Origin of the sequence: Microbacterium sp. (assembly GCF_040394595.1) — a bacterium.
Taxonomy (GTDB): Bacteria; Actinomycetota; Actinomycetes; order Actinomycetales; family Microbacteriaceae; genus Microbacterium.
This window is the reverse complement of the sequence record NZ_JBEBSA010000011.1, coordinates 43,501-68,211: the sequence shown is the minus strand read 5'-3', so window position 1 is coordinate 68,211 and position 24,711 is coordinate 43,501. Positions and strand designations below refer to the sequence as shown.

The 24,711-nt window shown below is 70.4% G+C and carries 22 protein-coding genes; 16 read left to right on the top strand and 6 right to left on the bottom strand.

Annotated elements, in window-relative coordinates; translation table 11 throughout:
* The first annotated feature begins 70 nt into the window (after positions 1-70).
* Positions 71-1,339 carry an ATP-dependent Clp protease ATP-binding subunit ClpX gene (gene clpX, locus ABWO84_RS11630; protein WP_353114743.1) on the top strand — a complete coding sequence of 423 codons (1,269 nt, stop codon included), beginning with the start codon at positions 71-73 and terminating at the stop codon, positions 1,337-1,339.
* A gap of 7 nt (positions 1,340-1,346) precedes the next feature.
* On the top strand, positions 1,347-1,886 hold the full coding sequence (locus ABWO84_RS11625) for an NUDIX hydrolase (RefSeq protein ID WP_353114742.1): 540 nt from the start codon (positions 1,347-1,349) through the stop codon (positions 1,884-1,886).
* 301 nt (positions 1,887-2,187) lie between these two features.
* Here ABWO84_RS11625 and ABWO84_RS11620 read toward each other — a convergent pair whose 3' ends face one another.
* The gene (locus tag ABWO84_RS11620; protein ID WP_353114741.1) at positions 2,188-4,236 is read right to left on the bottom strand and encodes a M3 family metallopeptidase; all 2,049 of its coding nucleotides are present in this window, start codon (positions 4,234-4,236) and stop codon (positions 2,188-2,190) included.
* A 103-nt stretch (positions 4,237-4,339) separates the two neighbouring features.
* On the opposite strand from ABWO84_RS11620, the gene ABWO84_RS11615 reads away from it, so the two are divergent.
* Complete coding sequence (locus ABWO84_RS11615; RefSeq protein WP_353114740.1) at positions 4,340-4,939, top strand: helix-turn-helix domain-containing protein; 600 nt, start codon at positions 4,340-4,342, stop codon at positions 4,937-4,939.
* Complete coding sequence (locus ABWO84_RS11610) at positions 4,936-5,154, top strand: hypothetical protein (protein ID WP_353114739.1); 219 nt, start codon at positions 4,936-4,938, stop codon at positions 5,152-5,154. Before ABWO84_RS11615 ends, ABWO84_RS11610 begins: the two co-directional genes overlap by 4 nt.
* A 71-nt stretch (positions 5,155-5,225) precedes the next feature.
* Here the strand turns inward: ABWO84_RS11610 and ABWO84_RS11605 are convergent, their stop codons facing one another.
* Together ABWO84_RS11605 and valS are read right to left on the bottom strand one after the other, a co-directional pair.
* Entirely contained in the window at positions 5,226-5,441 is a 216-nt protein-coding gene (locus tag ABWO84_RS11605) for a hypothetical protein (protein ID WP_353114738.1), read from the bottom strand.
* Entirely contained in the window at positions 5,441-8,032 is a 2,592-nt protein-coding gene (gene valS / locus ABWO84_RS11600; protein WP_353114737.1) for a valine--tRNA ligase, read from the bottom strand. The genes ABWO84_RS11605 and valS overlap by 1 nt, the downstream gene beginning before the upstream one ends.
* Positions 8,033-8,213: 181 nt before the next feature.
* Between valS and ABWO84_RS11595 the strand changes: the two genes are divergently transcribed.
* The 4 genes from ABWO84_RS11595 to ABWO84_RS11580 are packed head-to-tail and all read left to right on the top strand — an operon-like array spanning position 8,214 to position 13,090.
* Positions 8,214-9,839 (top strand): ABC transporter substrate-binding protein, encoded by a 1,626-nt coding sequence (locus tag ABWO84_RS11595; RefSeq protein WP_353114736.1) that lies wholly within the window; start codon positions 8,214-8,216, stop codon positions 9,837-9,839.
* A 19-nt stretch (positions 9,840-9,858) separates the two neighbouring features.
* A complete protein-coding gene (locus ABWO84_RS11590) occupies positions 9,859-10,803 on the top strand; it encodes an ABC transporter permease (protein ID WP_353114735.1) in 945 nt (314 codons plus the stop codon).
* A complete protein-coding gene (locus ABWO84_RS11585) occupies positions 10,800-11,618 on the top strand; it encodes an ABC transporter permease (protein WP_353114734.1) in 819 nt (272 codons plus the stop codon). The genes ABWO84_RS11590 and ABWO84_RS11585 overlap by 4 nt, the downstream gene beginning before the upstream one ends.
* Positions 11,615-13,090 (top strand): ATP-binding cassette domain-containing protein, encoded by a 1,476-nt coding sequence (locus ABWO84_RS11580; protein ID WP_353114733.1) that lies wholly within the window; start codon positions 11,615-11,617, stop codon positions 13,088-13,090. Before ABWO84_RS11585 ends, ABWO84_RS11580 begins: the two co-directional genes overlap by 4 nt.
* Positions 13,091-13,196: 106 nt before the next feature.
* On the opposite strand, the gene ABWO84_RS11575 is transcribed toward ABWO84_RS11580, so the two are convergent.
* On the bottom strand, positions 13,197-13,841 hold the full coding sequence (locus ABWO84_RS11575; protein WP_353114732.1) for a pentapeptide repeat-containing protein: 645 nt from the start codon (positions 13,839-13,841) through the stop codon (positions 13,197-13,199).
* 66 nt (positions 13,842-13,907) lie between these two features.
* Here ABWO84_RS11575 and ABWO84_RS11570 point away from each other — a divergent pair, with 66 nt between their 5' ends.
* The 6 genes from ABWO84_RS11570 to ndk all read left to right on the top strand — a co-directional run bounded on the left by ABWO84_RS11570 (position 13,908) and on the right by ndk (position 20,551).
* Positions 13,908-14,057: a ribbon-helix-helix domain-containing protein gene (locus tag ABWO84_RS11570; RefSeq protein WP_353114731.1), complete on the top strand. Its 150-nt coding sequence runs from the start codon at positions 13,908-13,910 to the stop codon at positions 14,055-14,057.
* On the top strand, positions 14,054-14,770 hold the full coding sequence (locus ABWO84_RS11565; protein ID WP_353114730.1) for a VOC family protein: 717 nt from the start codon (positions 14,054-14,056) through the stop codon (positions 14,768-14,770). Before ABWO84_RS11570 ends, ABWO84_RS11565 begins: the two co-directional genes overlap by 4 nt.
* 283 nt (positions 14,771-15,053) lie before the next feature.
* Positions 15,054-18,404, top strand: coding sequence for an isoleucine--tRNA ligase (gene ileS, locus ABWO84_RS11560; RefSeq protein ID WP_353114729.1), 3,351 nt, complete (start codon positions 15,054-15,056; stop codon positions 18,402-18,404).
* Positions 18,401-19,753 carry a bifunctional folylpolyglutamate synthase/dihydrofolate synthase gene (locus ABWO84_RS11555; protein WP_353114728.1) on the top strand — a complete coding sequence of 451 codons (1,353 nt, stop codon included), beginning with the start codon at positions 18,401-18,403 and terminating at the stop codon, positions 19,751-19,753. Before ileS ends, ABWO84_RS11555 begins: the two co-directional genes overlap by 4 nt.
* On the top strand, positions 19,750-20,136 hold the full coding sequence (locus tag ABWO84_RS11550) for a DUF4233 domain-containing protein (RefSeq protein ID WP_353114727.1): 387 nt from the start codon (positions 19,750-19,752) through the stop codon (positions 20,134-20,136). Before ABWO84_RS11555 ends, ABWO84_RS11550 begins: the two co-directional genes overlap by 4 nt.
* A gap of 1 nt (position 20,137) precedes the next feature.
* Positions 20,138-20,551 carry a nucleoside-diphosphate kinase gene (ndk, locus tag ABWO84_RS11545; protein ID WP_353114726.1) on the top strand — a complete coding sequence of 138 codons (414 nt, stop codon included), beginning with the start codon at positions 20,138-20,140 and terminating at the stop codon, positions 20,549-20,551.
* Between the two features lie 61 nt (positions 20,552-20,612).
* On the opposite strand, the gene ABWO84_RS11540 is transcribed toward ndk, so the two are convergent.
* Complete coding sequence (locus tag ABWO84_RS11540) at positions 20,613-21,224, bottom strand: vitamin K epoxide reductase family protein (protein WP_353114725.1); 612 nt, start codon at positions 21,222-21,224, stop codon at positions 20,613-20,615.
* A gap of 308 nt (positions 21,225-21,532) precedes the next feature.
* On the opposite strand from ABWO84_RS11540, the gene ABWO84_RS11535 reads away from it, so the two are divergent.
* Positions 21,533-23,941, top strand: coding sequence for an Rne/Rng family ribonuclease (locus ABWO84_RS11535; protein ID WP_353114724.1), 2,409 nt, complete (start codon positions 21,533-21,535; stop codon positions 23,939-23,941).
* Here ABWO84_RS11535 and ABWO84_RS11530 read toward each other — a convergent pair.
* Positions 23,906-24,172 carry a DUF4031 domain-containing protein gene (locus ABWO84_RS11530; protein ID WP_353114723.1) on the bottom strand — a complete coding sequence of 89 codons (267 nt, stop codon included), beginning with the start codon at positions 24,170-24,172 and terminating at the stop codon, positions 23,906-23,908. The two genes, ABWO84_RS11535 and ABWO84_RS11530, sit on opposite strands and share 36 nt — an antisense overlap.
* A 216-nt stretch (positions 24,173-24,388) precedes the next feature.
* Between ABWO84_RS11530 and rplU the strand changes: the two genes are divergently transcribed.
* Entirely contained in the window at positions 24,389-24,697 is a 309-nt protein-coding gene (gene rplU, locus ABWO84_RS11525) for a 50S ribosomal protein L21 (RefSeq protein ID WP_353114722.1), read from the top strand.
* Positions 24,698-24,711: the final 14 nt, after the last annotated feature.

The window sequence follows — 24,711 nt, the reverse complement described above, 5'->3', positions numbered from 1 at the left end:
CGGCGACGGCGGTTAGGCTCGTTATGCGGTTCGGGAGCCCCCGGACCGGATCGCCTCGAGGAGGACGCGCATGGCACGCATCGGTGAGAGCGCCGACCTGTTCAAGTGTTCTTTCTGCGGAAAGAGCCAGAAGCAGGTGCAGCAGCTGATCGCCGGTCCCGGTGTGTACATCTGCGACGAGTGCGTCGAGCTGTGCAACGAGATCATCGAAGAGCGGATGGCCGAGTCGGCCGGGGGAGCGGTCGCCGAGTTCGATCTCCCCAAGCCGCGCGAGATCTTCTCCTTCCTCGAGGAGTACGTCGTGGGCCAGGAGCCCGCCAAACGGGCTCTCGCCGTCGCGGTCTACAACCACTACAAGCGCGTGCGCGCCCACGGCACTCTGCAGCCCGCCGAGCAGAAGGCCGAAGAGGTCGAGATCGCGAAGAGCAACATCCTGCTCATCGGACCGACCGGCTGCGGCAAGACCTACCTGGCGCAGACTCTCGCGAAGCGTCTGAACGTCCCCTTCGCGGTCGCCGATGCCACGGCCCTCACGGAGGCCGGCTACGTGGGCGAGGACGTCGAGAACATCCTCCTCAAGCTGATCCAGGCCGCGGACTACGACGTGAAGCGGGCCGAGACCGGGATCATCTACATCGACGAGATCGACAAGATCGCCCGCAAGGCCGAGAACCCGTCGATCACGCGCGACGTCTCCGGCGAGGGCGTGCAGCAGGCCCTGCTGAAGATCCTCGAGGGCACGGTCGCCGCCGTGCCGCCGCAGGGGGGACGCAAGCATCCCCACCAGGAGTTCCTCCAGATCGACACCACGAACGTGCTGTTCATCGTGGCGGGCGCCTTCGCGGGCATGGAGGACATCATCTCGGCGCGCGTGGGCAAGCACGGTGTCGGCTTCGGCGCTCCGCTGCACGACAAGGGCAAGGACCTCGATCTCTTCAGCGAGGTGCTGCCGGAGGACCTGCACAAGTTCGGCCTGATCCCGGAGTTCATCGGGCGTCTGCCCGTGGTCGCCTCGGTGTCGCCCCTCGACCAGGATGCGCTGATCGACATCCTCACCGGCCCGCGCAATGCGCTGGTGAAGCAGTACCAGCGGATGTTCGAGCTCGACGGCGTGCAGCTGGAGTTCGACGAGGACGCCCTGATGTCGATCGCCGACCTCGCGGTCGAACGGAAGACCGGGGCCCGCGGTCTGCGCGCGATCCTCGAGGACGTCCTCGGGCCGATCATGTTCGAGATCCCCTCAGCCGACGACGTGTCGAAGGTCGTCGTGACCAAGGCCGCCGTCGAAGAGGGCGCACCCCCGACGGTGGTGCTGGCCCGCAAGCGGAAGAGCGCCTGAGCCGGACATGGGGCAGCCGTCTCCGCAGCCCTGGAGGGTCGAGCGGAGTCGTGAGGTCATCTCCGACCGCTGGATCCGGCTTCGCGCCGACGACTGCGTGGACGCTCTCGGGCGGACGATCGCGCCGTTCTACGTGCTGGAGTACGGAGACTGGGTCTCCGTGGCGGCGCTCACCCCCGCGGGCGAGGCGGTCGCGGTCGTCGAGTACCACCATGGGGCCGGCGTGACGGGGATCGGCCTGGTCGGCGGCGCGATCGAGGGGGGAGAGGCGCCGGCCGACGCCGCCGTGCGGGAGCTCGCCGAGGAGACCGGGTATGCGGCAGGGCGCATCGTCGATCTGGGCTGGACCTGGGCGAACTGGGGGAACCAGAACAACCGGGTCCATCACCTTCTGGCCCTCGACTGCGTGGCGACCGCCGCGCAGCAGCTCGACGAGGGGGAGATCATCGACGTGGTCCTGCTGCCTCAGGACGGGCTCGCCGATCGACTGCCCCAGACCATCCACCAGCTCACCTGGTTCCGGGCGCGGGAACGTCTTCGGGACTGAGCGGAGCCTGCGCGCACGAACCGGGAGACCGGACACGTTTGCATACCGTCGCGCACGGGACCGGGCCACCGATCAGAGGGGCGAGAGCGCTCCGCACCGACCTTGACGGCGACGTGTCACGAGACGGAAGCAGCAGATCGGTGCGAAGATCCTCCGACGGCGTGGTGCGGGGATCACCGACGTAGACCTCGATCGAGAAGCCGCGGGGCCCTCCCGGGCGCGGGGTCGACGAAGCCCGCCAGGCGCCCGAGGCGTCGTATCCGCGGATGACTGTTGTGGCCGCTGCCGCCGGTCGCCGCTTCTACCGGTCGAGACCGCGACGGGCCAGGAGGGGAGCGATCTCGGCGTCCCGGCCGCGGAAGTCGCGGTACGCCTCGAGGGGGTCCTTCGCCCCGCCCACGCCGAGCAGAAGCCGGCGGAAGCGGTCGCCGTTCTCGCGGCTGAGACCGCCGCTCTCGCGGAACCATTCGACCGTGTCGGCGTCGAGCACCTCGCTCCAGATGTACGAGTAGTATCCGGCGCTGTAGCCGCCCGAGAAGACATGGGCGAAGTAGTTCGAGGAGTAGCGCGTCGGGACGGCCGGGTCGTCGAGACCGATGTCGGCCAGAGCGTCGGCCTCGAACGCGGCGACGCCGCCGACGTCCGTTCCCGCCGGGAGGAGATGCCAGGCCTGGTCGAGCCAGGCGGCCGCCAGGTACTCGCTCGTGGCGAACCCCTGGTTGAAGGTCTCCGAGGCCTGCAGCCGCTCGACGATCGCCGGGTCGAGAGGCTCGCCCGTGACGTGATGGCGGGCGTAGTCGTCGAGCACCTCGGGCCAGAGGATCCACATCTCGTTGACCTGGCTCGGGAACTCGACGAAGTCGCGGAAGACGTTCGTCCCGGCGAAGTGGGGATAGGTGACGACCGCGAAGAGCCCGTGCAGCGCATGGCCGAACTCGTGGAAGAGCGTCGTCACCTCGTCGAGCGTCAGCAGCGTCGGCTGTCCGTCGCCCGGCTTGGCCACGTTGAGGTTGTTGACCACGACCGGAGAGGTGCCCCGGAGCCGCGACTGGCTGACGATCGGGTTCATCCAGGCGCCGCCGCGCTTCGAGTCGCGGGTGTAGAGGTCGAGGACGTAGAGGCCGAGCTCGGAGCCGTCCTCGTTGAAGACCTCGAACACCCGTGCGTCGGGATGGTATGCCGGCAGATCCGGCCTCTCGGCGAAGGTGACGCCGTAGAGACGCGTCGCGGCCGCGAAGACGCCGTCCCGCAGCACGCGCTCCGCCTCGAACCACGGACGCAGCGCAGCGGCATCGATGTCGTACAGCTGCTGTCGTGCCCTCTCGGTATAGAAGGCCCAGTCGTGAGCCTCGATGCGGAAAGGCGCGGGCTCCTCCGCGTCGACGATCCCCTGCAGCGCCTCCTTCTCCGCGGCGGCGTTGCGGGCCGCAGCCGGGGCGAGCTCGCGCAGGATCCGCTCGACCGCCTCCGGAGACCCGGCCGTCTCGTCGGCGGTGACCGCAGCGGCGTGCGACGGGTAGCCCAGCAGGGCCGCGCGCTCGGCACGCAGCGCGACGATCTCGGCGAGCACGGCGCCGTTGTCGTTCGCGTTGCCGCGTGAGGCGCGGGCGCGGGACGCCTCCATGATGCGGCGGCGGCTCTCCCGCACCCGCAGGGAGGCGAGATACGGATGACCGGTGAACAGGGGGAGGGTGACTAGATGGCCCTCGAGACCGCGGTCGGCCGCCGCGCGCGCAGCGGCCGAGAGCTCCCCGTCGCCGAGCCCGTCGAGCTCCGCCGCGTCGGTGAAGTGGACGGCGAGGTCGTTGGTGTCGGTCAGCAGGTTCTTCTCGAAAGCGGTGCTGAGAGTGGAGAGGCGCTGGTTGAGCGCCGTCAGCCGCCCCTTCGCCTCGTCGTCGAGGCCGGCGCCGGCGAGGGTCATCTCCCGATGGTGGCGCTCGACGAGATAGCGCTGCTCGTCATCGAGAGGGAGCACGTCGACCTGATCGTGCACCTGGGAGACGCGCCAGTAGAGTGCGGCGTCGAGGGTGATCGCGTCCTCATGCGCAGACATCAGGGGAGCGAGCCGCTCCTCGATCTCCTGGATCTCCGGGGTCGCATCCGCCGAGCTGACGGTGTAGAAGGCGTGCGCGATGCGCTCCAGCATCTCGCCGCTGCGTTCGAGGGCTTCGATCGTGTTCTCGAAGGTGGGCATCGACCGCACCATCGTGATGCGCCGCACCTCGCCGCGCTGCTCCGCGAAGGCCTGCTCGAACGCGGGCAGATAGTGCTCCGGACGGATCGACGCGTAGTCGGGGAGCGCATACGGGAGCGTGGACGGGACGAGGAGCGGGTTGACGTCGTCGGTCATCCTCTGAGCCTACGGGGCCTGTCCGACGCCGCGGAGGAAGGACGCGAGAGAAGATGCAAAGAAATACTTGCAAAGAATGCTTTGCAAAGATATGCTTGCAGACATGAAGAAGACGGATGAGGGACGGACCCTGGACGCGGGAGCCCTGAAGGCGCTCGCGCACCCGCTGCGCGTGCGGATCTACGACCTGCTGAGTGAGCGTGGACCGCAGACCGCGAGCTCGCTGGCCGTCCTGATCGGCGAGACCTCGGGGGCGACCAGCTACCACCTCCGCGCCCTCGCCTCCCACGATCTCATCGAAGAGGTGCCGGATCGCGGCACCGCCCGTGAGCGGTGGTGGCAGCGGCCCAAGGGGAGGATCAACCTCCCCGGGCCTGGAGACGTCGCCACGCCGGCACACCGGGCCGCCGCGCAGATCGTCAACGCCGAGTTCTTCCGCCGCCGCCACGAGATGCTGATGGAGTACCTCAACAGGTCGCAGGAGGGGCAGCCCGAGGAGTGGCGCGACACCGGCTTGGTGGTGTCCACGTACCTCGACCTCACCGCACCGCAGATGGAGGAGCTCAAGTCCGAGATCCAGCAGCTGCTCGATGCGGCCGTCGAGCGGTACCGCGGGCAGTCCGATCCGGACGCCCGTCGTGTCGCATTCCGCGCCGAACTGTTCGACCTCGCCACCGGACCCGCAGACCAGGAGGAATCATGACCGCCGCCACGCTCTCGCTCGCCGCTCCCACCCCGACCGAACGCACCCTGCTGCGGCTCGCGGATCGGCTCAGCGCCTATGTCGCCCACCGCCGCGCGCGCCGCGCGGAACGACGCGAGATCGCGATCGATCTGTGGGAGGAGCAGCAGGCTCGCCGCCGCGACCCGCAGGCGCTCGACATCGCGCTGCTGTCGATCGGCTCGCGTCCCCGCTGAGCGATCCTCCCCTCGGACGACGGAGCCCCCGCTGCGCGCACAGCGGGGGCTCCGTCGTCCTCCGTCCCGGATCAGTCCTGGAACGGACGCGTCACGAGCTCCCCGGCCGCGGAGAGCAGCACTTCCCACCCGGCGTCGAGCTCGGCGATCGGCCGCCCCTCCAGCCAGGTGAGCGTCCAGTGCCCGTCGAGGCCGCGGGCCTCGACGTCGGCGATCCCGGGGCGCAGCGCCGCCGGGACGGACGCCGGCGGCTCCGCCCCGGCGGCCCAGCGCGTGCCGAGCTGCATCACTGCTCCACCGGGGCGAGCTCGATCGCGGTGACCGCGAGCTCGTCGGCGTCGGCGAAGGTCAGCTCCGCGATGCGGCCGACCGCACGGAGGTCGTCCGCCGCCGCCCGCAGCGCGTCGATCTTCGCCGCGGGTGCGGAGACGGTCGCGCGCGAGACCGGGGTCTTCTGCGACGCCTTCGCCTCGGTCTTCGCCCGGCGGATGCCGATGAGCGCCTCGCTCGCGGTCGTGAGGACCTTGGGGTCGCCCTCGATGCCGAGCGGCTCGGGCCACGACGCGGTGTGGATCGACCCCTCCTCGAACCATGACCAGGCCTCCTCGGCCGCGAACGAGATCACCGGCGCGAGCAGCCGCAGCAGAGTCGACAGCGCGAGTCGGAGGGCGAGCGCCGCAGATGCCTGCCCGACGTCGGTCTGGTCGTAGGCCCGCTCCTTGACGAGCTCGAGGTAGTCGTCGCAGAAGGTCCAGAAGAAGGCTTCGGTGACCTCCAGGGCGCGCGCCTGGTCGTAGTTCTCGAACGCGCGTGTGGCGTCGCGCACCACCTGGTCGAGCGCGGTGAGCATCGAGGCGTCCAGCGCGTGGGTGACCTGGGCGCCCTCGGGGACCGGGAAGGACAGCACGAACTTCGCCGCGTTGAGGATCTTGATCGCCAGGCGGCGGCCGATCTTCACCTGGGTGGGGTTCTGCGGATCGAACGCGGCATCCATGCCGAGGCGGCTGGAGGCCGACCAGTAGCGCACCGCGTCCGAGCCGTGCGTGTCGAGGATGTCCGCAGGGGTGACCACGTTGCCCTTCGACTTCGACATCTTCTTGCGGTCGGGATCGACGATGAAGCCCGAGATCGCCGCGTTGCGCCAGGGCGAGCGGCGGTCCTCGAGCGTCGAGCGCAGCATCGTGGAGAACAGCCAGGTGCGGATGATGTCCTGTCCCTGCGGGCGCAGGTCGAAGGGGGCGACGAGCTTCCAGAGCTCCTCGTCGCGCTGCCAGCCGCCCGCGAGCTGCGGGGTCAAGGAGGACGTCGCCCAGGTGTCGAAGATGTCCTTCTCGGCGTCGAAGCCGCCCGCGACGCCGCGCTGCTCCGCGGTGTACCCCGGGGGCACGTCCGTGGTCGGGTCGATCGGGAGCGCATCGTGTGCCGGAGTGATCACGCGGTCGTAGTCGCGCTCGCCGTTCTCGTCGAGCCCGTACCAGATCGGGATCGGCACGCCGAAGAAGCGCTGCCGCGAGATGAGCCAGTCGCCGGTGAGGCCGCCGACCCAGTTCTCGTATCGCACTCGCATGAAGTCGGGGTGCCAGAGGAGCTCCTTGCCGTTCGCGAGCAGCTCGTCGCGCAGCTCGGCGTCGCGCGCGCCGTTGCGGATGTACCACTGGCGGGTGGAGACGATCTCGAGGGGGCGGTCGCCCTTCTCGAAGAACTTCACGGCGTGCTGGAAGGGCTTCGACACGGCGGTCATGTCGCCGGTCTCCTGCAGCTTCTCGACGAGGGCCTTGCGTGCGCTGAAGACCGTCTTCCCGGCCATCTCCTCGGCGTACCAGGCGGTCGCCCCCGCGTCGGCGACCGACTCCGGCGCCTCCGCGAGGAAGCGGCCGTCAAGCCCGATGGTCGTCATGTTCGGCAGGGACTCGCCGGCCCTGGTGCGCAGCTCGCGCCACCACACGATGTCGGTCACGTCGCCGAAGGTGCAGACCATCGCCGCGCCGGTGCCCTTGTCGGGCTGGGCCAGGTGGTGGCCGTGGATCTCGATCTCGGCGCCGAAGAAGGGCGTGCGCACCTTCCTGCCGATCAGGTGCTTGTGCGGGCCCTCCGGGTGCGTCACGATCGCGATGCATGCCGGAAGCAGCTCGGGGCGGGTGGTGTCGATCGCGATCGATCCCGACCCGTCGGAGAAGGGGAACTCGATGGTGTGGTAGGACGCGGACTGCTCGCGGTCCTCCAGCTCGGCCTGCGCGATCGCCGAGCGGAAGTCGATGTCCCAGAGCGTCGGCGCGAGGGACTGGTAGGCCTCGCCGCGTTCGAGCCCGCGCAGGAACGCGAGCTGGCTCTGACGGATCGTGTCGTCGGAGATCGTGCGGTAGCTCTGGGTCCAGTCCACGCTGAGCCCGAGCTGGCGGAAGAGCGCCTCGAAGTGCTTCTCGTCCTCGACGGTGAGCTTCTCGCACAGCTCGATGAAGTTGCGGCGGCTGATCGGCAGCTGGTCGGCGGCGCGGCTCGACTTGTTGTCGCCTCCCTCGAAGGGCGGAGTGAAGTCGGGGTCGTACGGCAGCGAGGGGTCGCAGCGCACGCCGTAGTAGTTCTGCACGCGGCGCTCGGTGGGCAGGCCGTTGTCGTCCCAGCCCATCGGGTAGAACACCTTCTTGCCGCGCATCCGCTCGAAGCGCGCCTTGATGTCGGTGTGCGTGTACGAGAACACGTGGCCGATGTGGAGGCTTCCGGAGGCGGTCGGCGGGGGGGTGTCGATCGAGTAGACGGAGTCGCGGCCCAGCCCGGCGGCGCGGGCGCGGTCGAACAGGTAGGTCCCCTGTGCGGACCAGGTCTCACCCCACTTCGCTTCGAGACCTTCGAGGGCGGGCTTGTCGGGGATCGCGGACATGAGGGTCTCCTTGAGCGATGTATGCGGCACCGTGTGTGCGTGCCTGAGTGTGGTGGTGGGTCGAGTCTACCCGGAGCGGCGCTGCGTGGACCGGTCGCACAGCCGGCCATAATTGAACCGCGTCCAAGTAATCCTCGATAGAATCAGGCGTTTCCCGTCCCCGCATCCACCGAGGTCACGCATGCCCCGCTTCCCCCTGCGCCGTCTCGCTCCACTGGTCGCCCTCGCGGCGGCCTCCGCCCTGGTGCTCAGCGCCTGCTCGTCGCCCGCAGGCGATCCGAAGGCCGACCGCGACGCCGAGCTCGACTGGGCGATCGAGGGGGCGAACCTCTCCGACGGGCACATGGACCCGCAGACGAGCCAGCTCGACGTCTCGGCGATGGTGCAGCGGCAGGTGCTCGACTCGCTCGTCTTCCAGGAGCCCGACGGCTCCTTCTCCCCGTGGCTGGCGAAGAAGTGGACGGTGTCGCCCGACGCGAAGACCTACACCTTCGAGCTGCGCGACGACGTGACCTTCACCGACGGGACCGCGTTCGACGCGGCGGCGGTCAAGGCCAACTTCGACCGGATCGTCGACCCCGAGACGGCCTCCGCGCAGGCGGCGAGCATGCTGGGGGCGGACTTCTACGAAGGCACCGAGGTGAAGGGTCCGCATACCGTCGAGGTGCGCTTCTCCCAGCCCTATTCGCCGTTCCTGCAGGCGGCGAGCACCGCGCAGCTCGGGTTCTACTCGCCGAAGGTGCTCGCCTCCTCAGCCGACAAGCTGAAGGCGGGAGGTCCGGGGATCACCGTGGGGACCGGTCCCTTCGTGCTGACGGAGTACACCCCGAAGCAGGAGCTGGTCTACACCCGCAACGACGACTACGCGTGGGGTCCGCACGACGCCAAGGCTCCCGCATTCAAGACCCTTCGCGTGCAGATCCTGCCCGAGGCGTCCGTGCGGTCGCGCGTGGTCGGATCGGGCGAGGCGGACATCGCCGGGCAGCTTCCGCCCAGCGCCGTCGCCGAGCTCGGCGACGGCGTGAAGGTCGACTCGGTCGAGTACCCCGGCCTGCCCTACTCGCTGTTCCTCAACGAGAAGAACGGGGTCTTCGCCGACCAGAGGGTGCGGCAGGCGCTCGCCCGCGCCATCGACGTCGACGCCGACGTGAAGAAGATCTTCTTCGGCGAGTACCCGCGCGCGTGGAGCGTCTTCGGCCCGACCACGCCCGGATACGACAAGAGCCTCGAAGGGAGCTGGCCGTTCGACGCCGAGAAGGCGGGCGCTCTCCTCGACGAGGCGGGATGGACCGGTCGTGACGGGGACGGGATCCGCACGAAGGACGGAAAGCGGCTCTCCGCGCGGTGGATCTCCTGGACGCCGATCCCGGACGACCGGGTGGCGCTGGCGAACGCCGTCCAGTCGGACCTGAAGAAGGTCGGGTTCGAGATCGTGCGCGAGGAGCTCGAGCCTGCCGCGTACAACGAGCAGTACGGTCCGAAGACCTTCGACATCACCGACTGGGGCTTCTCCGGCGTCGACGGAGACCTGCTGCGCAGCCACCTCGGCGGCGACGGCTTCCAGAACGCCTCGCAGGTGAAGGACCCGGCCGTGGACGCGCTGCTCACAGAGGGGCTCTCGACCACCGACCAGGGGAAGCGGAACGCGGTGTACGGCGAGCTGCAGAGGTGGAACGCCGAGCACGTCGCCATCGTGCCCCTCTTCGTGCCGTCGATGATCACCGCGGTGGGCAAGAACGTGTCCGGGCTCGCCTACGACCTCTACGGACGCCCGCTGTTCTACGGCGTCAGCCTCTCGGCACGCTGACCGGCACGGGGCGTGACGGATGGGTCGGGTGCTGCGGCGGATCGCCGCGCTCGCGGGATCCATGGCGATCGTGCTGTGGGGTGCCGCGACCCTCGCTTTCCTCGCCTTCCGCCTGATCCCGGGCGACGCCGTCTCGGTGATGCTCGGCCCGCAGGCCCAGGTCAGCGAAGAGGTCAAGGCGGGCATCCGTGCGGACCTGGGGCTCGACAGGCCGATCTGGGAGCAGTACCTCGATCACCTGGGGCGGCTGCTGCGCGGCGACCTCGGCGAGTCGTACCAGCTGCGGATGCCGGTGGCGGAGGTGATCGGCAGGCAGCTCGGCGCCACCGTGCAGCTCGCTGCGCTCGCACTCGCGCTCGCCCTGGTGCTCGCGCTCGCCGCGGCGCTCGGCGCACGGCGCGGTGCAGCCCGGGGGATCGTGGTCGCCGTCGAGCTGATCGTGCTGTCCTCCCCGGTGTTCTGGATCGGCCTGGTGCTGCTCGGGGTCTTCGCCTTCGGGCTCGGCTGGTTCCCCGTCGCCGGGTCGCGATCGGCGGCCTCGCTGGTCCTCCCGGCCATCACGCTGGCGCTGCCCGTCGCCGCCCTCATCGGGCAGGTGCTGCGCGACGGGCTCGACGCCGCCGATCGCGAGCCCTTCGCCGAGACGGTGCGGGCGCGCGGGGCGGGGCCGCTGCGCTTCACGTGGCACCACGGACTGCGGCACGGCGCGGCCGGGGCGATGACCCTCGCCGCCTACCTGACCGGCTCGCTCCTGGGCGGGGCCGTGCTCGTGGAGACGGTCTTCGGCCGCCCCGGTCTCGGCCGGGTGGCGCTCGCCGCGATCACGGGACGCGATCTCCCCGTCCTCACCGGGATCATCATGTTCAGTGCAGTGGTCTTCGTCGTCGTGACCGTGATCGTCGAGCTCCTGCACCCCCTCATCGACCCGAGGCTGCGGGACGGGCGGCGGGAGGCCCGACCGTGAGGGGCCGGGGCGCGAGGGGCGTCCTCCTCGCGGCGGCGTCGGCCTTCCTCCTGGTCATCGCCGTCGCTGCGCTCTTCCCCGGGCTCCTCTCGACGCACGATCCGCTGCAGACCGATGTCGGCTCCGCGATGCTGCCGCCCGGCCCCGCGCATCTCTTCGGCACCGATCAGTCCGGGAGGGACGTGTTCTCCCGGGTGGTGCACGGCGCAGGACGGTCGGTGGGCATCGGACTGCTCGCCACGGGCCTGGCATTGGTCGCGGGTCTGGTGATCGGCGCGCTGTCGGGGGTGGCACCGAGAGCGGTCGACGCGATCGCCATGAGGACCACGGACGTGCTCATGGCCTTCCCGGAGTTCCTGGTGGCGCTTGTGGTGGTCGCGCTGCTCGGCCCGGGGGCGGCCAACGTCGCCCTCGCGGTCACGATCGCCGCGGTGCCGGTCTACATCCGCCTGGCGCGCACGCGGACCCGCACCCTGCGCCTCGCGGAGCACGTCGAGGCCGCGCGGATCCTGGGTGTGGGGCGGGCTCGCGCCTTCACCCGGCACGTGATCCCCTCGGTCCTCGGTTCGCTCAGCGTGCTGGCGACCATCGGCATCGGGACGAGCATCCTCGCCGCCGCGGGGCTGAGCTTCCTCGGCCTCGGGCCGATCGAGCCCCAGCCCGAGTGGGGGCTCATGCTCTCCGGCGGGCGCAACGTGCTGGGGCGGGCCTGGTGGATCTCGGTGTTCCCGGGGCTCGCGATCATGCTCACGGTCATCTGCGCGACGCTGCTGGGCCGTGAGCTGCGGCGACGGGCGGACGGGAGGAGCGCATGAACGCGCTCGAGGTCGCGGGGCTGCGGATCTCCTTCGGCGGCGAGAGCGTCGTCGACGACGTGTCGTTCTCGGTGGCTCCGGGGGAGTGCGTGGCGATCGTGGGGGAGTCCGGGGCGGGGAAGTCGCTCACGGCTCGGGCGCTGCTCGGCCTCGTGCCGTCGTCCGCCGACTTCTCCGCGACGCGTCTCGACGTGGACGGCGAGGACGCCGCAGGTCTCTCGGAGCGCGGGTGGCGAAGGCTCCGCGGGCGTCGGATCGCGCTCGTGTCGCAGGACGCCCTGTCGGCCCTGGACCCGCTGCGGCGGATCGGCGCCGAGGTCGCGGAGCCGCTGCGCATCCACGGCCTCCCGGCGGGCATGCGGCGCGTGGAGGAGCTGCTCGACGACGTGGCCATGCCCGAGGCGGCCCGCCGCGCCCGCCAGTACCCGCACGAGCTCTCCGGCGGGCTCCGTCAGCGTGCGCTGATCGCCTCCGCGCTGGCGGCCGGACCTGCGGTGCTGGTCGCCGACGAGGCGACGACGGCGCTGGATGCGACGGTCCAGGCGCGCGTGCTCGCAATGCTCCGCAGCCGCGTGGAGCAGGGGACCGCGCTCGTCTTCATCAGCCACGACTTCGCCGCGGTGCGCCGGGTGGCGGATCGGGTGATCGTGATGCGGCAGGGCCGCATCGTCGAGCAGGGCCCGGTCGGGAGGGTCATGGCGGCGCCGGAGGAGGCGTACACGCGGGAGCTGGTCGCCGCGTCGCAACATGCTCCGGTCGATGCCGCTCCCGGTCCGCGTGCGGTGCTGGCGCGGATGGACGGGGTAGCGAAGACCTTCGACCGGCCCGCCGTGCGAGATGCCTCCCTGGTACTCCGGGCCGGGGGCGTGCTCGGGATCGTGGGGGAGTCGGGGTCGGGCAAGACCACGCTCGCCCGGATGCTCGTCGGCGTGACGGTGCCGGATGCCGGGAGCATCGCATGGACCTCATCGCAGCGCGTGCAGCTCGTGCATCAGAATCCGCTGGCCGCGTTCGACCCGCGCTGGCGCATCGCCCGGTCGATCGAGGAGGCGCTGCAGGGGGCGGGCGTGCCGCGTGCCAGCCGGGCGTCGCGTGTCGGAGAGCTGCTCGCCGAGGTCGGTCTCGATCCCGTACTCGGCCGGCGGCGACCTCATGAGCTCTCGGGCGGGCAGCGGCAGCGCGCCGCGATCGCGCGTGCCCTCGCCGCCGACCCGCAGGTGCTGGTGCTCGACGAGCCGGTCTCCGCGCTCGATCCGACGGTGCGCGAGCGGGTCCTCGGCCTCCTGCGGAGGCTGCGTCGGGAACGCGCTCTCACGATGGTGCTCGTCTCGCACGACCTGGGGGTGGTCGGAGCGATGAGCGACGACGTGCTGGTGATGAAGGACGGAGTGATCGTCGAGCACGGACCCACACGCGACGTCTTCGCCGCTCCCTCGCACCCCTTCACGAAGGAGCTCCTCGCCGCCCGCTAGGGGTGCCGACCTCGATCCGGACGGGCCCGGCGGACGAGAGTGCCCGCGGTACGGATGCCGGGATCTGGGCACGGAGATCCGGGTCGGTGCGCCGAGGAGCGCCTGGTCAGTCGCGCACGTCGATGCCGGCCGCCTTCGCGAACACGGTCGCGAGCATCTCGACCTGCCGGGTGCTGAGGGTGGTGCCCTTGAGCGAGGAGACGTCGAGGAAGGCGAGGGCGTCGAGCCCGCGCAGATCGACGTCCTTCGCGGTGAGCCCGCGGGTGTCGACCTCGTCGACGCGCGAATCGTCGAAACGCACCCGGGAGAGCACGGCCTGGGGCACGTCCAGGGTGCGCAGCTGCGCATCGACGATGAGGACGTCCTCCGCCTTCGCACCCCCGAGCGTCAGGTAGTCGATCCGTGCGCCGTGGATCTCGAGCTCGTGCACGCGAGCCTCGGACAGGTCGAGGGTGCCGATCCGCCCTCCGTCGATGCGCAGGCGCCGGATAGTGGTGGCGCGGAGCGAGACGACGGGGGCGCGCAGGTCGGAGAGGGTCACGTCGAGCAGGGTGGCGCCGGTGAGGTCGAGCCGGTCGGCGGCGCCGCGGATCATGCACTGCTCGAGGGAGGAGTGCGCGAGATCGGCCTCGCCGTCGCAGACCACCTCGGCGGCGATCAGATCGGCCCGCCGGGCCGGAGAGGCCGGCCGGAGCTCATCGGGCAGATCGGGCGGGGAGACACGAGGCGGTGCGGTGCGATCGGCGGGCATGCGGCGAGACTACTCGACCCCGCCGACACGGTTGTCCCGGGCTCCGTTGAATGCTAAATTGCTAGCATGCAAGCGAACGAGCCGAAAGCGCAGTTCAACGTCTACCTGCCTCCGACACTGGTGCGGGAGGTCAAGCACCGCGCCATCGATGAGGGGCTCAGCCTGTCCGCGCTGGTCGAGAACGCCCTGCGCGCCTACCTGGAGGAACGAGCATGACCACGACCGTCGAGCAGATCGTCTACACCGCGCATCCCGCGCGCTGGCACGAGATCGCCGAGGCCCTCGGCCTCGCCCCCTTCCTGCCGCCGACCGACGACTGGGCCGAGTTCGACGGATGCGGAGTGCTCGCGGTGCACGCTCTCCCGGACGGTCGGGAGGAGGGGGCGGTCGACCTTCACGTGCTCGTCGGCGACCTCGACGTGGCGGAACGCGCCCTGCAGGGGCGCGAGGTGACCCGCACCGAGCTCGAGGGCGTCGGAGAGATCCTGCTGGTGCGCGCCGGCTCCGGAGTCGTCCTCTCCGTGTCCGGCGGGGCACGGGACGCCGACCGGGGAACGGTGGCCGTGCAGCCGATCTGGTTCCAGGACGACGTGGCGGAGGCGCGCGGCGTGCTCGAAGCGCTCGGTCTGCGGGCCGACATCGCCGCGGACGGGGGCGGCTGGATCGAGCTCCAGGCGGATGGCGGCGGATCGGTGGGCGTGCACTCGACGTCCGGGCGCGCCGAGGGGGAGGCCGCCGGATTCGGCCTGTCGTTCCTCGCGGCGGGCGATCTGGAAGCGCTCGCCCTCCGGCTCCGTGCGGTGGGCGTCGACGCCCACGTCGTGGACGAGGCGTACGGGCGCTCGGTGCGATTCGCCGGTCCGGGCGGGGTCGACGTCTGCGTCAACGGGGTGCAGGACGACCTGTACGGCTATCACCGCGAGGGTTGACCGGCGCCGTGTTCACGGAGGGGTGCGCTTCCCGGGCGAAGCGCACCCCTCCATGCGCGTAGAATGTCGACATCAGCATCGATCCGGACATCACCGGGGAGCTCTCGGAAGAACGCTTCGGCAGGCCCAGCGCAGGCGGCGGCAAGTAGAACCGAGCGGGGCAGGCCCGTCATCGCCGCAGTGAGAGCGGGTCGCCCCCCAGGGGGAGGCCACGCGGGGTGGTACCGCGGTCCGCAAGGGTCGTCCCCGCAGGAGAATCCGAACACGATCACTGCGAGACGCCATGACCTACCCGCGCCCCTCGGCCTTCGGGCCCGCCGCCGATCTCTCCCCGAGCCCGCGCTTCCCCGAGATCGAGCAGGACGTCCTCGAGTTCTGGAAGAACGACGACACCTTCCGCGCCTCGATCGCGCAGCGCGACGGCGCAGACGAGTGGGTCTTCTACGACGGCCCTCCGTTCGCGAACGGACTGCCGCACTACGGCCACCTGCTCACCGGCTACGCGAAGGACGTGTTCCCGCGCTTCCAGACCATGCTCGGCAAGAAGGTCGACCGGGTGTTCGGCTGGGACACCCACGGCCTGCCCGCCGAGCTCGAGGCGATGAAGCAGCTCGGCCTCACCGAGAAGAGCGAGATCGAGGACATGGGCATCGACGTCTTCAACGAGAAGGCGAAGGGGTCGGTGCTCGCGTACACGCACGAGTGGGAGGACTACGTCACCCGCCAGGCCCGCTGGGTCGACTTCGAGCGCGGGTACAAGACCCTCGACCTCGGGTACATGGAATCGGTGATCTGGGCGTTCAAGCAGCTCCACGACAAGGGGCTCGCCTACGAGGGCTACCGGGTGCTGCCCTACTGCTGGCGCGATGAGACGCCGCTGAGCGCACACGAGCTGCGCATGGACGACGACGTCTACAAGGACCGCCAGGACCCGTCGGTCACCGTCACCTTCCCGCTCACCGGGGCGAAGGCCGAGGCTCTCGGGCTCACCGCGGTGCGGGCGCTCGCGTGGACGACCACGCCGTGGACGCTTCCGACGAACCTCGCGCTCGCCGTCGGTCCGGCGATCGAGTACGTCGTCCTGCCGGCGGGGCCGGACGGCGCCGCCGACGTGCATGCGGCGGATCCGGAGGACGCCGCGGCCGAGGCCTCCGCCCACCGCTACCTCCTCGCCCGAGACCTGGTCGGCGGATACGCGAAGGACCTCGGCTACGGGTCGGCGGAGGACGCGCTCGCCGCGGTCGAGGCCTCGCATCGGGGCGCGGACCTCGACGGGGTCACCTACGACCGGCTCTTCGACTACTACGCCGACGCTGAGACCTGGGGGACGGAGAGCGCCTGGCGCATCCTGGTCGACGACTACGTGACCACCACCGACGGCACGGGGATCGTCCACCAGGCCCCGGCCTACGGCGAGGACGACCAGCGCGTGGCCGGCGGTGCGGGGATTCCGACGATCCTCTCGCTCGACGACGGCGGACGCTTCCTCCCGCAGGTGACCGATGTGGCGGGCCAGCTGTGGATGGACGCCAACACCCCGCTCATCCGTCTGCTCCGGGCGGCCGGACGCATGCTGCGCGAGCAGAGCTACCTGCACTCCTACCCCCATTGCTGGCGCTGCCGGAACCCCCTGATCTACAAGGCGGTGTCGAGCTGGTTCATCCGGGTCACCGACATCAAGGACCGGATGCTCGCGAACAACGAGCAGATCACCTGGGTGCCGGAGAACGTCAAGCACGGGCAGTTCGGCAAGTGGCTCGAGGGCGCGCGCGACTGGTCGGTGAGCCGCAACCGGTACTGGGGCTCGCCCATCCCGATCTGGAAGAGCGACGACCCGGAGTACCCGCGCGTCGACGCCTACGGCTCGCTGGAGGAGCTCGAGCGCGACTTCGGCGCCCTGCCGCGCAACCCCCGCGGGGAGATCGATCTGCACCGCCCGTACATCGACGACCTGACCAGGCCGAACCCCGACGACCCGAGCGGGAAGAGCACGATGCGGCGCATCGAGGACGTCTTCGACGTCTGGTTCGACTCGGGCTCGATGCCCTATGCGCAGGTGCACTATCCCTTCGAGAACCAGGAGTGGTTCGACTCCCATGCGCCGGCGGACTTCATCGTCGAGTACATCGGGCAGACTCGCGGATGGTTCTACGTCATGCACGTGCTGTCCACCGCGTTGTTCGACCGTCCGGCGTTCACCGGTGTCAGCTGCCACGGCATCGTGCTGGGCAACGACGGATACAAGATGTCCAAGTCGCTGCGGAACTACCCCGACGTCAGCGAGGTGTTCGATCGCGACGGCTCCGACGCGATGCGCTGGTTCCTCATGTCGAGCTCGGTGCTGCGCGGCGGCAACCTCTCGGTCACCGAGGAGGGCATCCGCGCCGGGGTGCGGGAGTTCATCCTGCCGCTGTGGAACTCCTGGTACTTCTTCGCCACCTATGCCAATGCCGCCGGGGACGGATACGAGGCGACCTGGCGCACCGATTCGACGGATGTGCTCGACAGGTACATCCTGGCGCGCACCGGCGACCTGGTGCGCGAGGTGCGCGCCGACCTGGAGGGGCTCGACTCGACCACGGCCGCGGCACGGCTGCGGGACTTCGCCGAGGTGCTGACCAACTGGTACATCCGGCGGTCGCGCGACCGGTTCTGGGAGGGCACGAGCACGGAGGGGTTCGACACGCTCTACACCGTGCTGGAGACGCTGTGCCGTGTGGCCGCGCCCCTCGTGCCGCTGATCAGCGAGCGCGTGTGGCAGGGGCTCACCGGCGGGCGCAGCGTGCACCTCGCGGACTGGCCCGATGCCGAGGCGTTCCCGCACGCCGACGAGGTGCGCGATGCGATGGACGCGGTCCGAGAGCTGTCCAGCGTCGGCAACGCACTGCGCAAGAAGGAGAAGCTGCGCGTGCGCCTGCCGCTCGCCCGCCTCACCGTCGTCGCGCCCGACGCCGCGGCGCTGGCGCCCTACGAGGACATCCTGCGCGACGAGCTGAACGTGAAGGCCGTCGAGCTGGTCCCGCAGGACGACGGGACCGCGTCGGCGTACGGCATCAGCCACCGACTGAGCGTGAACGCCCGTGCAGCGGGTCCGCGCCTCGGCAAGGACGTGCAGAAGGTGATCCAGGCCGCGAGGTCCGGGGACTGGAACGAGACCGACGGGGTCGTCACCGCGGGCGGCATCGCCCTCGAGGCCCCCGAGTACGACCTCGCGCTCGAGACCACCGGTCGGCCGGAGGGGGAGGCTCTCGCCGTCGTCCCCACCGGAGGGTTCGTGCTGCTCGACACCGCGACCACTCCCGAGCTCGAGGCCGAGGGGCTGGCCCGCGACGTGATCCGTGCCGTGCAGGACACCCGTAAGAAGGCGGACTTCGACGTCAGCGACCGGATCCGCCTCGAGCTGGTCTTCGACGACGCGGCCGAGTCGGCCGCCGTCGCCTCGGCGTTCGGAACAGCGGATGTCGCGGGGGAGACGCTCGCCCTGGCCTATGCGGTGCGCTCCCGGGCCGAGACCGACCTCGCGCACGATGAGGTCCCCGCCTCACCGGAGTTCTCCGCGGAGGTCGTCGCCGGGACCTACGCCAACCGCGGCGGCTTCACCGTCGGCGTGACCAGGATCGGGGGCGCCTCATGACCGACGCGCAAAGGGCCGACGCCGTCTACGAGCAGCTGCTCGCCAGGGCCGGAGAGCGCTGGGTGCAGCCCCGCAAGGAGCGCGTGGGCCGCATCCTCACCCTGCTCGACGATCCGCAGCGCACCTATCGCGTCGTGCACATCACCGGCACGAACGGGAAGACGTCGACCGCGCGGATGATCGAGAGCCTCCTGCGGGCGCACGGTCTGCGCACCGGGCTGTTCACCAGCCCGCATCTCGAGCGCTTCACCGAGCGCATCATGATCGACGGGGCGCCCATCGCCGATGCCGCGATCGCCGAGGCCTGGGACGAGATCCTCCCGTTCGTCGGCATCGTCGACGCGGAGCTGGAGGCCTCGGGCGACGAGCCCCTCACCTTCTTCGAGCTGCTCACCGTTCTGGCGTTCGTCGCCGCATCGGACGCCCCCGTCGACGTGCTCGTGCTCGAGGTCGGCATGGGCGGGTCGTGGGACTCCACGAACAACGCCGACGGCGACGTCGCGGTGCTCGCCCCGATCGACCTGGACCACGCCGATCGGCTCGGCGACACGATCGAGAAGATCGCCGAGGTCAAGGCCGGGATCATCAAAGACGGCGCCGCGGTGGTCTCCGCCCAGCAGAAGCCGGAGGTCGAGGCGGTGCTGCGGAGGGTCGCCGCGGAGCACGACGCGCGGATCTCCTTCGCCGGGGCGGACTTCGGCCTCGTCGACCAGCGGCTCGCCGTGGGTGGGCAGCTGCTCACCATCCGCGGCCTCGCGGGACAGTACGTCGACGAGTACCTGCCGCTCTACGGTGCGCATCAGGGCCAGAACGCGGCGCTCGCGGTCGCGGCCGTCGAGTCGCTCATCGGCGACGCGGCGCAGCCCGTCGCGGGGGACATCCTCGCCGAGGGCCTGCAGAACGCGTCGTCGCCCGGCCGTCTGCAGCTGCTCGGCGTCGCACCCACGGTCGTGGTCGACGCCGCGCACAACCCGCATGGTGCGGCGGCCCTCGCCCAGGCGCTGGGCGACAGCTTCGACTTCGACGAATGGGGCCTGGTGCTCGGAGTGCTCGCCGACAAGGACGCCGCCGGCATCGTCGACGCCCTGCTTCCGGCCGTGACGGAGGTCTTCGCCACCGCGCCCGACTCCGCACGGGCGAACGACGCCGACGCGATCGCCGACCTCGTCGAGGAGCGCGGCCGCCGGGCGACCGTGCATCCGACGCTCGCGGAGGCTGTGGACGCGGCGCGCCAGTGGGCGGCCGGCGCGGATCGCCGTGCCGTGGTCATCGCCGGATCGGTGGTGCTCGCCGGTGAGGCCATCGCGCTCGCGGAGGCCGAGGACTGGAAGGCGGGGTGGCGCGAATGAGCCCGCGCCCGCCGCGCACGCTCGCGCAGAAGCTCGGGCCGATGATCCTGGGCTTCGAGTCGCTCGTCGTCTTCCTCGCCGGGCTCACCGTGTTCGGTCTCAAGGCGCTCCCCGGCGGCATGCCCCAGTGGTGGGGCATCGTCGGCGGCGCGGTCGTCGCGGTCGCGATGATCGCCGTCGCGGGGATGATCACGCGCCCGTGGGCCGTCGCCGCCGGATGGACGCTGCAGGCGGTCGTCGCGCTCTCCGCGTTCCTCGTGCCCGCCATCGCGCTCGTCGTGCTGATTTTCGGCGGCCTGTGGGGGTATGCGACGATCATGGGGCCCCGGATCGACGCTCGCGTCGCCGCGGCACAGGCTGAACGTACAACAGAGAGCGATTGACATGGCCATCGAAGAAACCCTCGTCCTCGTCAAGCCCGACGGCGTCGCCCGCGGCCTGACCGGCGCGATCCTGGCCCGTATCGAGGCCAAGGGCTACGCGCTCGTCGACATCCGCCTGGTCGAGCCCGACCGCGACCTGCTCGCCGCCCACTACGCGGAGCACGAGGGCAAGCCGTTCTACGAGCCGCTGCTCGAGTTCATGATGTCCGGTCCGTCCGTGGCGATCCGGCTCGCCGGCAACCGCGTGATCGAGGGCTTCCGCTCGCTCGCCGGCACGACCGATCCGACGACGGCGGCGCCCGGGACCATCCGCGGCGACTTCGGCCGCGACTGGGGGCTCAAGGTGCAGCAGAACCTCGTGCACGGCTCCGACAGCACGGAGTCCGCGGAGCGCGAGCTCGGCATCTGGTTCTGAGACCGCGAAGACGAGAAGAGGGCGCTCCAGGCGGGGCGCCCTCTTCGTCGTACACGGGGGATCAGAAGATCATGCCGACGACCTCGCTCAGGAGGTCGAGGCCGGAGAGCTGCACGATCGCGATGACGATCGCGTAGGCGACGATCGTGGCCAGCGGCACCCAGACCATCAGCCGCCCCGCGCGTTCGCGGGCCTTCTCCGAACGGGTGAGCGTGCCGTTCCTCACGAGATGGGTCACCGTCGCGAGGAAGGTCGGGATCGTCACCGCCCAGGTCGCCATGCACCAGGGGCAGAGGGTGTGCAGGCTGAAGACGCTCTGGAAGATCAGCCAGCAGACGAACGCGAAGGCACCGGTGACGCCGAGCCCGAACAGCGCCCAGAACCAGCGGGGGAAACGCACCCGGGCCAGCACCGCGACCCCCATCACCAGCACTGCCATCCAGCCGGTGAGCCCGATGATCGGGTTGGGGAATCCGAAGACCTCCCCCTGCCAGGAGCTGAGGTTCTTGTCGCACTGGATCATCACGCTCACGTAGCAGTTGGTCTGCGACGTGGGGTTCTCCAGCAGGAAGAACTTCTCGAGCGTGAGCTGGAAGGCGGCCCACCACCCGACCACGCTCGCGATGATCAGCCAGATGCCGTAGCCCGTGAATCGGGTGCGCTGCTCGGTCATGCCGCGATTATCGCAGTGCGACGCTATGGGCGCGACGTGAGGCGCCGTGACAACCTCGGACGGCCTGCCGGTGACGCGCCGGTGACGCGCGAGTGACGTGCGGATGCCACGGGCGGGCCTGGGAGGTGCGATAATGGTCTCCAGATGCACTGCGCGACCTGTCGCGATGCGCATCGTTGAGACTTTTCGGGGCACAGGCCCCACGCGGTCCGAGCACACGCCGACCGCATGCCGAGTGAGTTCGCGGCAGATGTTGCCGCACGAGTTTTCGCGGAGCACGCAGTGCCCGCGCAGGGAGTACGCCAGAGATGGCCGATGAGAATGACGACTACAGCACCCCTACCCTCGACATCCTGCCGGAGCCCCCGGTAGAGCAGCCCGCGCCGGAGACGGCGGGGGCAGCGGTGGAGGAGACCGCCGAGGCGGGGACCGCCGCCGAGCCCCCCACGGGTCCGGTCGACGACGCGCCGGCGGAGGAGGCTCCCGCAGCTGAGGAATCCGCCGTGGCCGTGGAGCCCCCGGTCTCGGAGGACGCGGGGCCCGTCGAGGACGCCCCGCCCGGATCCCCCGAGGAGCCGGTCGCCGCAGAGGCGGATGCCGCCTCCGGCGAGGACGCCGCCACCGTGGCCGTGGAGCCGATGCCGGCGGAGGAGCCGGCCGCTCCTGCCGAGCCCGGGCCGGTGACCGCCGTGTCGCTCGGCCTGCTGCCCGAGGTGTTCGTGTCGAAGGTCTCGACCCAGCTGCACTTCTACGCGCCCGAGGTCGACCCCCTTCCCGCGCGCCGCGAGCAGGAGCCTGCGGACGGCGGCGAGACCGGTCGTCGCGGACGCCGGCGGCGCGGGGGAGAGGCCGACGAGCCCCGGCAGCGTCAGCGCACCGTCGAGTACATCACCGAGCCGAAGGCGATCAAGGGCTCCACGCGACTCGAGGCCAAGAAGCAGCGCCGCCGCGACGGCCGCGACGCGGGCCGTCGCCGCCCCGTCGTCACCGAGGCCGAGTTCCTCGCCCGCCGCGAGTCCGTCGACCGCATGATGGTCGTCCGCGCCAAGAACGGCCGGACGCAGATCGGCGTGCTCGAGGACAACGTGCTCGTCGAGCACTACGTCGCCCGCAACCAGGACGCGTCGCTGATCGGGAACGTCTACCTGGGCCGCGTGCAGAACGTGCTGCCGAGCATGGAGGCCGCCTTCGTCGACATCGGCCGCGGCCGCAACGCCGTGCTGTACTCCGGCGAGGTCGACTGGGACGGCGTCGAGACCGGCAACCAGCCGCGTCGGATCGAGCTCGCCCTCAAGCCGGGCGACCGCGTGCTCGTGCAGGTCACGAAGGACCCCGTCGGCCACAAGGGCGCGCGCCTCACGAGCCAGATCTCGCTTCCCGGCCGATACCTCGTGTACGTGCCGGGCGGATCCATGAACGGGATCTCCCGGAAGCTCCCCGACAACGAGCGGGCCCGCCTCAAGCGCATCCTCAAGGAGGTCCTGCCGGAGTCGTCCGGCGTGATCGTCCGCACCGCGGCCGAGGGCGCGACCGAGGAGCAGCTCACCCGCGACGTGCAGCGTCTCACCGCGCAGTGGGAGCACATCCAGAAGCTCGTCGAGTCGCAGTCGGCACCGTCGCTGCTGCACGCCGAGCCCGACCTGCTGGTCAAGATCGTCCGCGACGTCTTCAACGAGGACTTCACTCGGATGCTGATCCAGGGCGAGGACGCGCAGCGCACGATCCGCGCCTACCTCGAAGGCGTCGCACCCGACCTGCTGGAGCGCGTCGAGCCCTATGAGGACGACGTCGACCCGTTCGACGCCTTCCGCATCACCGAGCAGATCGAGAAGGCGCTCGACCGCAAGGTCTGGCTGCCCTCCGGCGGCTCGCTGGTCATCGACCGCACCGAGGCGATGACGGTGGTCGACGTGAACACCGGCAAGTTCGTCGGCTCCGGGGGCAACCTCGAGGAGACCGTCACCAAGAACAACCTCGAGGCCGCGGAGGAGATCGTCCGACAGCTGCGCCTGCGCGACATCGGCGGCATCATCGTCGTCGACTTCATCGACATGGTGCTCGAGTCGAACCGCGACCTTGTGCTGCGCCGGCTGGTCGAGTGCCTGAGCCGCGACCGCACCAAGCACCAGGTGGCCGAGGTCACCTCGCTCGGCCTGGTGCAGATGACCCGCAAGAAGCTGGGCCTGGGCCTGCTGGAGACCTTCAGCGAGCCCTGCGAGGTCTGCGCCGGCCGCGGTGTCATCGTCCACCACGACCCGGTGGTCAAGCACCGCTCCGGCAACCAGAACGGCAACGGCGGCAACGGGGGAGGCGGTCGTCGCTCCCGCGGCAGCGCACAGCCCGCGCCGGCGGCGCCGCAGAACGGCAACGGCGGAACCCACGCGATCACCGAGGGTGCCAAGTCCGCGCTCGCTCAGATCGCGGCGTCGACCATCGCCCCATCGGGAGAGGCGCCGGCCGATGCCGTGCCGGCGGTCGAGACCGCTCCCGCTGAGCGTCCGAAGAAGCGCAAGAAGCGCTCCGCCGACCGCAAGGGACCGCGGAGCGAGGCCGAGCAGCTGCTCGACTCCGTGCTCGACGCTCTCCCGGAGCCGAAGGCTCCCGGGCAGGGACGCAACCGTCGCCGTGTGACGACCGCAGCGCTCTCGGGCACCCCGGTCGTGCACCCGGACGCGAGCGGCTCAGCGCCGGTCGCGGGCGGGGACGCGCAGCCCTGAGGCGATGAGACGCCGCACCAGCTGCTTGCCCGAGACGTGCTCGGCGCCGGCGGCGATGAGGCGTGGCACGATCTCCTCCGGCACGTCGTAGTGGTCGCGGTCGAAGGCTCGCGAAGGCACCTCCTGTGCCCGGGCGAAGGCGTGCAGCTCCTCGAGGCTCTCGTCGCTGACCAGGTGCGACCAGAGCCTGCCGTGCGCGGGCCAGCGGGGGTCGTCGACGAGAACGGTCATGGACGCGATCCTATGGCCGGGACACACCGGAGGGCTCGCTTTGCGAGTGGGTGCGCCATCCGGTAAAGTAGTCCCTTGGTGCGCGAGCCCCGTCGTCCCCATCGGTCGATGCGGACAAGCCCTGCATCCGCACCCGTCGCACCGCGACGTCCGCAGGCAACAGTCTTCCCGTGAGATTCCCGGAGTCGTACGACTCCCTGACGAAACAGGTACGAAGTGGTTTACGCAGTTGTGCGCGCCGGTGGGCGGCAGGAGAAGGTCGAGGTCGGCACGATCGTTCAGCTCGACCGTGTTCAGGCTGCCCAGGGCGAGAAGATCGAGCTGCCCGCTGTGCTGCTCGTCGACGGCGCCACGGTGACCACCGACGCTGACTCGCTGGCGAAGGTCAAGGTCACGGCTGAGGTCATCGGCAACCTCCGCGGCCCGAAGATCGTCATCCAGAAGTACAAGAACAAGACCGGCTACAAGAAGCGCCAGGGCCACCGTCAGGAGCTCACGCGCGTCAAGATCACCGGCATCAAGTAAGCACGTAGAGGAGC